Below are 9828 nucleotides of genomic sequence, written 5' to 3'. Positions count from 1 at the left end.
AGCAAAGGATTATCCCCAACAATCGCTAAACGCGCTGCCCCATTTTCAAAAGCCTTTGCCATTCCCTCATAGAGCCAAGAAGGAGCACAATCAAAACTAGCCGTATGAGCATTTTCAAAACGTGTAAGTGATAACATATCATCACTAAAAATTGGTGTAATGACACCAGCACCAATCTTATAAGCATGATATGCGATACGCCGAACAAAAGGGAGGGCTGAAACTGGAGCAGTTAAAACAAGATCCTGCCCCTCTTGTAAATTCAACCCCACTTTCACTGTAATTTCTGCAAGACGATTAAGCATTTCAGGCGAAATTGTCTCATGAATATCAAAGTACATTACCAATACCCTTTTTTAAATAGAATGCGTTCTTTATGTCGTCATATTATAAATTGTTATTCAATATCTTTTGAATTTACTTTCTCCACGTATAATTATGGATATCATGATCGCTAAAGAGTTCACTTAATTCATAAACTGCAATGGATTGTAAAAACACTTCCTTGGTCGTGCAAAAATTATCGGTTTGTGTACCGTTTTTCTAACATTGCAACAATTGCATTTAACTGATCTGATGAAGGTAACGCCATAATCGGTTTATTTTCTTCTTTCCTAGCTGGGTGTTGAGGCGCATAGGCGGGAATGGGAACTTTATCAAGCTGTACCATCGCAAAAGACGTAGGATGGTCCGTCTTGGACTGTGCTACCTGTGTAGAAGAAGATATACTCTTTTCTGTTCTTATTCCTCTACTTTCTAAACTTTCATCCACAAAGCTTGGCGTATTACCAGAACGTTCTTGGGCAAACGCATAAGCAACATCATAAGGGCGATTATTTGTAGGAATTTGAAGTGACCCATCACGCGATCGTTTTTCATAAAAAGCATTTCCCCCTGCAACATGAACATAGTGCATGTTTTTATACGGAAAAGACAAACCAGCGGTATGAAAAAACTTAGCGTGTTTAACTTTATTATCTCGTTCACCCCGTAAAACGGCATCAGCCGCTTCTCTTACACGAGCAACAGATGCTTTCTCCGTCATAGGACGTGTTAAAACACCAGGAGCAAACTGCTTATATTGACCAACAACACCACAAATCGTCTTAGGATAGGCAGTTGAATTAACACGATTCATAACAACCGTCCCAACGGCAATCATTCCTTCACGGCTTGTGCGATTTGATTCAAAATACATCGCTCGCATAAGGCATTGACGCTCTGTCAATGGATACGTAACCGTTTTTGTCTTATTATTTATTTTTCCAGTATCTAAATGATTTGAAGCACATCCCACAACAACTAACGGCGCTACACAACAGGTAACAAAAACATTCCAACGATTTTTTTTCATCTTATGCAACACATTCCTATAATCTCTAAGCTATTCAAATTTTGAAATGAGCTTTAAATGTATCTCTCAATAAAGTACATAGCTAATTGTTACCACTCAGTAAAACTTTAATACAAGAGGTAATCAAAAAGTATCTATGCAAAATAAAAAATAAAAAACTCTTAATTTACAGATCGATATTGTTATTCTTCACGATTCAATATAGGCCATAATAACCCAGACGTTTCAATTACAATAAAATAACACTATCCACTTCTTCTACATACGAAAAAAATAATACAGATATCCCCTTTGAATATAAAATTTTAACAAAATGATCTGAAAGGAAATTCCCCTAGAAAACTCCCCTCCAGCCACAGTGTGAATGATGGTATCATTCAATATACAAATATGTCAAATCAAGAGTTAGAAATCTGCCATGCTTCTCTGAAAAAACTCTTTGTTACTTCTTTGTGCTTTTCCATAAGATGGTTATCTTATTCTTTCTATAGCTGCACTCTAAGAAAATACTCATATATCTACAAACTTATTTTATACATATAAGAAAAATTTTAATCTATTTTCTTATCACCTACCCCAACTTTATAAGTAAGATCATCGCGAGGACGATCAGAAGACATATGATAACCCGTTATGATATAATGCAACATTTCAGCAATATTGGTAACATGATCACCAATTCGTTCAATGTTTTTTAAACAAAACAGTAAGTGCGTACAAACCGTAATATTGCGCATATCTTCCATCATATACGTCAAAAGTTCACGAAAAAGAGAAGTATACAAAGCATCAATCTTCTCATCACGCTCCCGCACAGCGTCAATACGCTCTAATAAGCGACTCGTATAAGCATTTAACACTTCTTTTAATTGATTGAGCGCTAAAGCTGTAATTGTTTCAAGTCCATGATAAAAAGATGCAGATTGACGTATTTCTGAAAGTGCAACAGTCCTCTTAGCAATGTTTTTGGCCATATCCCCAATCCGCTCAAGATCAGAAGAAATACGAATGGCTCCAATAATTTCACGCAAATCGACAGCCATCGGCTGGCGTTTGCATATAATAGCAACCGCTTTTTCATCAATGTCACGTTCTGCTTCATCTAAAAACACATCATCGGCAATCACTGTCGTTGCAAGTTGAAGATCACTACACACAACCGATGCGACAGAACGTTCAATCATCCTTTCTGCATGGCTCCCCATTTCTGTAATCCTTACTCTTAAATATTTTAGTTCTGCATCATAAGAACGGACAGTATGTTTCATAGACATATCTTACACTCCTCAATTCACCTATCCAAAACGCCCCGTAATATAATCTTGCGTCCGTTGCTCTTTTGGTGAAGTAAAGATCATTTCAGTTGCACCAACTTCTACCAAATGCCCTAAATGAAACATAGCCGTATATTGAGAAACACGTGCGGCCTGTTGCATGGAATGTGTTACAATAACAATTGTATAATTTTGCCGTAACGCATCGATAAGCTCTTCAATCCGTGCTGTCGCAATGGGATCAAGAGCTGAACAAGGCTCATCCATCAAAATAACTTCAGGACTAACCGCAATAGCACGTGCAATACACAAACGCTGTTGTTGTCCCCCTGATAAACTTGTTCCAAGATCATGAAGACGGTCTTTTACTTCTTCAAACAAACCTGCCTGCCTCAAACTCTTTTCAACCACATCATGCAATTCAGAGCGTGTTTTAACCAAACCGTGAATGCGTGGACCATACGCAACATTCTCAAATATAGATTTTGGAAAAGGACTAGGCTTTTGAAAAACCATTCCAACACGAGCACGCAATTCTACAATATCAATCCTCTGATCATAAATATTCTCCCCATCTAAGGTAATAAGACCCGTTATTTTAGCACCTTCAATCGTATCATTCATACGGTTAAAACAACGCAAAAAAGTTGACTTCCCGCATCCTGATGGACCAATCAAAGCAGTCACTTGATGTTCAGGAATATCAAGTGTAATACCATGGAGTGCCTCTTTGTCTCCATAAGAAACCTTCACATCCTGACCACGCATTTTAATCTTCATTACAAAAACTCACCTTACAAAAATCTTATCGAAATTGTTATTTTATTAAAATTATTGGCGGCGTTCAAATCGTCGACGTAAAAAAACCGCAGAAATATTCATGATCGCAAGAAAAATCATTAATACAATAATAGCCCCTGACGTCTTTTCAACAAAAGCGCGCTCTGCTTCACCAGCCCACATAAAAATTTGAACAGGCAACGCTGTTGCTGGATCCATGGGAGTCGTAGGAATATTAACAACAAAAGCAACCATTCCAATCAAAAGCAAAGGCGCAGTTTCACCCAAAGCCTGAGCTACTCCAATAATTGTACCTGTCAAAATACCAGGCGCGGCTAAAGGAATAACATGATGAAAAATCATTTGTGTTTTTGATGCCCCCAACCCTAAAGCTGCTGCACGAATAGAGAGAGGAACAGCACGCAAAGCAGAACGTGTTGCAATAATAATCGTGGGGAGAGTCATGAGCGCTAAAACAAGCCCCCCAACAAAAGAAGCGGAACGTGGTAATCCCAAAAAATTAATAAAAACCGCGAGTCCTAAAAGACCAAAGACAATCGAAGGAACAGCTGCAAGATTATTGATATTAACTTCGATAAAATCTGTAAATTTATTTTTACGTGCATATTCTTCCAAATAAAGAGCCGTTGCTATGCCTATCGGAAGTGAAACCAATAAAACAATGCCTATCATATAAAGAGAACCAATAATCGCAACCCCTAACCCAGCAGTCTCAGGACGACTTGAAGCGCCAAGTGTAAAAAAACCAACATTAAATGTTTTATAAAGCGTACCATCATGCGCTAAACGCTTTATCCATTCTATTTGCCGATTAGAAACTTTACGGTTTTTTTCTGCTACATACAGATCAATCTGCCCCTTATAAGCAGAATCGATATCCGCAGCTGCCAAAACTTTGATTTTTTGCATTGTGCCAATCAGTCTTGGATTCTTTGTCACCATTTCACGGAGTTGAACACGTACACCACTTGAAAACATACGGCTAACATCCCGCAGGGAGGCTCGATCATTTTGATCGATATCAAGTTTCTTGGCTAACGCATTGCGTACAAGAATTGGATAATTCGCCATTATGAGGACCTGTGGATTTGTTTTATGTTGACCACCTGGATCAATAATCTTTTCATCCAAATAAATCGATAATGTCATTTGACTCTGCAAAAAGGCTGTATAACCTTGACTAATGATAGACCATAAAAGCGCAAATAAAAAAAACAAACCAATAAAAATGGCAATCAAACCATAAGCACGAAAACGACGTTCAGCCCAATACCGACGTTTGAGGCTAATATTGCGACGAGGAAAAAGAATTTTTTCATTCATTCATATTGTTCCCGATATTTACGCACAATATAAAGAGCTAGAATATTCATCAAAAGTGTCATGACAAAGAGTGTCATTCCTAATGCAAAAGCCACCAAAGTTTGTGGAGAGTTAAACTCAAAATCACCAGTCAATTGATTAACAATCTTAACTGTCATCGTCGTCATTGCTTCGAAAGGATTGAGTGTTAAGTTTGCAGCAACACCCGCCGCCAAAACCACAATCATTGTTTCACCAATTGCACGCGATGCTGTCAACAAAATTGCTCCCATAATCCCTGGAAGCGCTGCCGGTATAACGACTTTCTTAATTGTTTCAGATTGTGTTGCTCCTAAACCATAAGAACCTTCACGTAAAATGCGTGGAACAGCTGTTATAACATCATCCGACAAAGAGGAAACAAAAGGAATCAACATAATTCCCATCACAACTCCAGCAGTCAAAACACTTTGCGCCATAATAAAACTAACCCCGTCTGAGAGAGAAGCAGAGAGATCTCGTAAAAATGGTCCTACAACCTTCAAAGCAAAAAAGCCATAAACAATCGTTGGAATGCCAGCAAGAACTTCTAACAATGGCTTCACAATTGCTCGCAATCGCGAAGAAGCATACTCGGCCATATAAAGAGCTGAAAATAATCCTATAGGTACAGCAAAAAGCATGGCAACAAATGCAATATAAAGCGTACCAGCAAGAAGTGGTATTAAACCAAATTGTCCTACTTCACCGCTTGAACCGCTCGCGGAAAAACGCGGATCCCAAACCGTTCCTAAAAAGAAATTTGAAAAAGATACAGACTGAAAAAAGCTTATTGTCTGAAAAAACATAGAAAGTGCAATGGCTATTGTCGTCAAGATAGCAACGATAGAAGCACAAACCAGTCCAATAATAATCAAAGATTCAACCTTATTACGCGCACGCTGATGAGGAGCAATTTGCATTATTCCACAGATAAAACCAAAGAATGCAATAGCAAAAAGGAAACCATAACCAATGAACTGAAGCTTTTCAGAAGAAAATACCCATGACTGTGCCATTGTGTACACATCATCCGATACTTCATCAGGTAAAATAAATCCCTTCGCGAATAATTGTGCCTGCACTGTCTTATAGGAAGCGGTAGAAAGATCCCCTTCAAAGTGATGAAGCATTTTGGCAAGACTTCGAAGAGTCTCCCAAAGTAAATCATGATTTACAGGCTCTGTTATATGCGCACTATATGCCTCAAGCTCTTGAGAGGCATTATATTCTAAATAAATTGTACTCCCAGCATCCCAAAAAATTAAAAAAATAAAAGCTGGAATAACAGTAATCAAAAATGTCCACCAGCCATAATAATACGCACGAGAATGCATTTTATGTCGTCTGTATTCAAGAAAGCGTGCACGCATATAAGAAATACAAAAGCCACAAAATCCAAGAATTAATAACAGCAAAATAATGAAGGAAATGCGCATTTTATCTTTCAGTTTTTATAAAAAAATAGCACCCAAATTTCCTACCCCAGAAATCCAACAAATTTTCCCTGCAAATTATTTCAATGTCATTACTCGACCAGCAGAAAAATCAAAACGCTGTGCTTGACGTTCCTTTTCAGGAGAAACAATCAAACCATATTCAGCCAAAGGACCCTCTGGACCAATCATTTGATCAGAAAGAAAAAAATCAACATACTCTCGCAAACCTGAAACAATACCTAAATGTGCTTTCTTAATATAGAAAAAAAGTGGACGAGAAACTGGATATTGTCCACTAGAAATCGTCTCAACTGTTGGCGCAAAACCGTTAATATCAGCAACCTTTAGCCTATCAGCATTATTTTGATAAAAAGACAAACCAAAAATACCAACCCCTGTTTTATTAGAAGTTAGACGCGCAAATGTTTCAGAATAATCACCATCAATATCAACCGCTTTTCCATCCTTACGTACCGCAATACAAGCAGTGTGTATCTCCTTATCATCCATTCCTAAAGACTTCATCACCTCAACTGCCCCACTCTCTTTACACCCCTCAATAAGTAATTTTTCCTCAAAAACTTCACGTGTCCCATGCTTCTCTCCAGGAATATACGCTGCTATCGTCCAATCAGGAAGAGCACTATTAACTGTACTCCATTTCAAAAAATTATTCGGTTGCAATTTTCCGTCTATAATAATTCGAGCAGCAAGGGCTTTATAAACATCTACTGGCTGTAATTTCCAATCAGGCCCCTTAATATCTGTTGCAAAAACAATGCCATCATACCCAATACGTATTTCCTCAACATCTTTTACACCAGCATCAAAACAGGACTGTAATTCACTCGATTTCATTGCTCGCGAAGCATTAACAATATCAACAGTGTTCTCCCCAATACCACGGCAGAACTCCTTAATACCAGCTCCTGTTCCACCCGATTCGATAACAGGAACCTTAAAATGGGGATAAATTTCTCCAAATGTCTCAGCAACAATCTTTTGATAAGGTAAAACTGTAGATGAACCAGTAATCTGTATTTGATCGCGTGCATTGCCTCCATTTGCTGACAGCAGTAGCGCAAAAATCAATCCCACTCCAATTGATAATACTCTGCTCATCTATAAACTCCCTAAAAATTGAGGACAAAGCCTCTTAATTCATATCATACGGTCATTGTAGTTCACATTTGCACCATAACAAATATAAAAAAACAATATGGATCATTTTTTTAAAACCATGTTTTTATCTTCTGTCAAATAAATTCATTTGAATGCTTGAACTCAATAACATCCCAAAACAAATGAGCAACATCTGTACCGCAGAAGCGTTTAATTTCACGAATTCCCGTAGGAGACGTCACATTGATTTCTGTTATATAATCTCCAATCACATCAATCCCCACAAAAAGAAGACCTCGTTCCTTTAAGGCTGGACCAATGCGTTCACAAATCTCATAATCACGTTTTGTTAACTCAACATTTTCCGCGCGACCTCCAACATGCATATTAGAGCGCACATCTGTTTCTGTCGGAATTCGATTAATAGCTCCAACAGGTGCACCATCAAGCAAAATAATCCTTTTATCTCCTTTTCGTACTACTTCTAAATAGCGCTGAACAATAAAAGGTTCGTGATAAATTTCTGCAAACATTTCCAACAATGATGCTAAATTGCGATCATCTTGTTTTAAATAAAAAACACCAGCGCCCCCATTCCCATAAAGTGGTTTAACAATAATATCGCCAAATGTCTTTCTAAAAGCTGTTATTTCTTCAATATCTTTGGTAATTAGTGTTTCTGGCATCAAATCGGAAAATTCAGTAACAAAAATTTTTTCTGGACTGTTGCGTACCCATGCCGGATCATTCACAACAAGTGTTTTAGGATGAATACGTTCTAACAAATGAGTCGTGGTGATATAATTGAGATCAAAAGGGGGATCTTGGCGTAAAAGAACCACATCCATATCTGTTAATTCTGTGCGAACAGGCTTTTCTAATTGATAGTGGCTTCCCTCTTTATCATGTACAATCAATGGCTCTAGTCGTGCAATCACACAACCATCGCACAGAGATAAACGATCTGGTGTATAATGGAAGAGAGAATGTCCACGTTCTTGTGCTGCTAAAGCGAGTGCAAATGTCGTATCTCCTTGAATCCGAACTGTTGAAATATGATCCATCTGAATGGCAATTTTCATAAATAAATCCTCCCTATCCTAAAAGCAGACTGGTCTATGCATCATAAACTTAGTAAACAATAAAAGAACTATGACAAGAGAAAATTTATGACACAAGAAACAGATACAAAATTAAGCAACGAAGAAATCGAACGCTATGCACGCCACATCATTTTGCCTGAGATTGGTGGTGCAGGGCAACAAAAGCTAAAAAAAGCACGTGTCCTTGTTGTGGGCGCTGGTGGTCTCGGTGCTCCTGTCTTAACCTATTTGGCTGCCGCAGGTGTTGGAACCCTTGGAATTATCGATAATGACATTGTTTCACTTTCCAATTTACAACGCCAAGTTATTCATAAAACAAGTGCAATGAACAAAAGCAAAACAGACAGTGCTGAAACCACTATAAAAGCAATAAATCCCCATGTTGTAGTTGAAAAACACACCCTACGCTTAGATAACAGTAATGTGGATAAACTGCTCAATGCTTACCACATCATTGTTGATGGAAGTGATAATTTTACGACACGCTATCTTCTTGCTGATCACGCTGCCCAATGTAAAAAACCTTTAATAAGTGGTGCTGTAGAACGTTTTAATGGCTCATTAACCGTCCTTATGCCATATAAAGACAATAATCCTCACTATCGCGATTTATTTCCCACGCCTCCTGCTCCCGATACTATTCCAACATGCGCTGAAGCTGGAATTATCGGTGTTTTACCCGGTGTTATTGGGACCCTACAAGCAATGGAAGTTATTAAAATGATCACAAACATCGGAGAGCCATTAGTAGGAAAGATTCTTCTCTATAATGGATTATTAGCACAATTTAATATTATTACTTATAAACGCTCAAATTATAAAGAAAATGCCATAGTTATTAAGAAGCTTGGAGAATCTTGATGATGTTCTCTCTTCCACTAACTTTTAGCACTCTCGCAATATGTATTGAAATACTAATATTTTATCGTAAGTCATCGAAACATTGTAACCAATGAAACCTATTAAATTTATCACAAATATGGAAAACCTTTTGTGAAAAAATAATTCTCTATAATGGATTATCATCATAATTTCATGTCATCGTCTATAAATAGACAGAGACTCGTGCAAACTTAGCTCCCATCAGTATTCTTGTGTAAAAAATTTTCAACGTAGATAAAAATACAATCAACGGAACTCTATTCAACTATTTTACTAGTCACACATAAAAATTGTTTCACATGAAAGTGCTCACTTCAAACCATAACCTATAAATAATCTAAGTCATATTTTAGTGATCGGTACTATAAAAGGTCAATGATCTGTCCACACACTTCTAACCTTAAGAGAAAACGTCTATTCATCAAGCATCATAAAATGCAGCTTAGGATTATTGCACGTATAAGAACAATCAATTGTCTCAGTTCATAAGAAAAATACATGGGAATTGATGT

Annotated in this window: 9 protein-coding genes; 1 reads left to right on the top strand and 8 read right to left on the bottom strand. The window is 37.6% G+C overall.

Features of this window, described 5'->3' with window-relative positions; translation table 11 throughout:
* The 8 genes from ACFIO3_RS03205 to gshB all read right to left on the bottom strand — a co-directional run.
* The coding region (locus tag ACFIO3_RS03205) for an aminopeptidase (protein WP_375704101.1) at window positions 1-341 on the bottom strand (341 nt) is incomplete at its 3' end.
* Window positions 342-520: 179 nt separating this feature from the next.
* Window positions 521-1354 carry a cell wall hydrolase gene (locus tag ACFIO3_RS03200; RefSeq protein ID WP_375686585.1) on the bottom strand — a complete coding sequence of 278 codons (834 nt, stop codon included), beginning with the start codon at window positions 1352-1354 and terminating at the stop codon, window positions 521-523.
* A 551-nt stretch (window positions 1355-1905) separates the two neighbouring features.
* Window positions 1906-2628 (bottom strand): phosphate signaling complex protein PhoU, encoded by a 723-nt coding sequence (gene phoU, locus ACFIO3_RS03195; RefSeq protein WP_375615147.1) that lies wholly within the window; start codon window positions 2626-2628, stop codon window positions 1906-1908.
* 21 nt (window positions 2629-2649) lie between these two features.
* Window positions 2650-3408 carry a phosphate ABC transporter ATP-binding protein PstB gene (gene pstB / locus ACFIO3_RS03190; protein ID WP_375704100.1) on the bottom strand — a complete coding sequence of 253 codons (759 nt, stop codon included), beginning with the start codon at window positions 3406-3408 and terminating at the stop codon, window positions 2650-2652.
* Window positions 3409-3459: 51 nt separating this feature from the next.
* The gene (gene pstA, locus ACFIO3_RS03185) at window positions 3460-4752 is read right to left on the bottom strand and encodes a phosphate ABC transporter permease PstA (protein ID WP_375704099.1); all 1293 of its coding nucleotides are present in this window, start codon (window positions 4750-4752) and stop codon (window positions 3460-3462) included.
* Entirely contained in the window at window positions 4749-6209 is a 1461-nt protein-coding gene (pstC, locus tag ACFIO3_RS03180) for a phosphate ABC transporter permease subunit PstC (protein ID WP_375686586.1), read from the bottom strand. Before pstC ends, pstA begins: the two co-directional genes overlap by 4 nt.
* A 75-nt stretch (window positions 6210-6284) precedes the next feature.
* Window positions 6285-7331 (bottom strand): substrate-binding domain-containing protein, encoded by a 1047-nt coding sequence (locus ACFIO3_RS03175; protein ID WP_375615149.1) that lies wholly within the window; start codon window positions 7329-7331, stop codon window positions 6285-6287.
* 134 nt (window positions 7332-7465) lie between these two features.
* Window positions 7466-8413, bottom strand: coding sequence for a glutathione synthase (gene gshB, locus ACFIO3_RS03170; RefSeq protein WP_375704098.1), 948 nt, complete (start codon window positions 8411-8413; stop codon window positions 7466-7468).
* A gap of 87 nt (window positions 8414-8500) precedes the next feature.
* Between gshB and ACFIO3_RS03165 the strand changes: the two genes are divergently transcribed.
* The gene (locus tag ACFIO3_RS03165) at window positions 8501-9295 is read left to right on the top strand and encodes a molybdopterin-synthase adenylyltransferase MoeB (protein WP_375608045.1); all 795 of its coding nucleotides are present in this window, start codon (window positions 8501-8503) and stop codon (window positions 9293-9295) included.
* The last annotated feature ends 533 nt before the right edge of the window (window positions 9296-9828 follow it).

The organism is Bartonella sp. AD328YNZD, assembly GCF_042196425.1.
The sequence above is the reverse complement of the archived record's forward strand: the minus strand, read 5'-3'. Positions and strand labels throughout refer to the sequence as shown.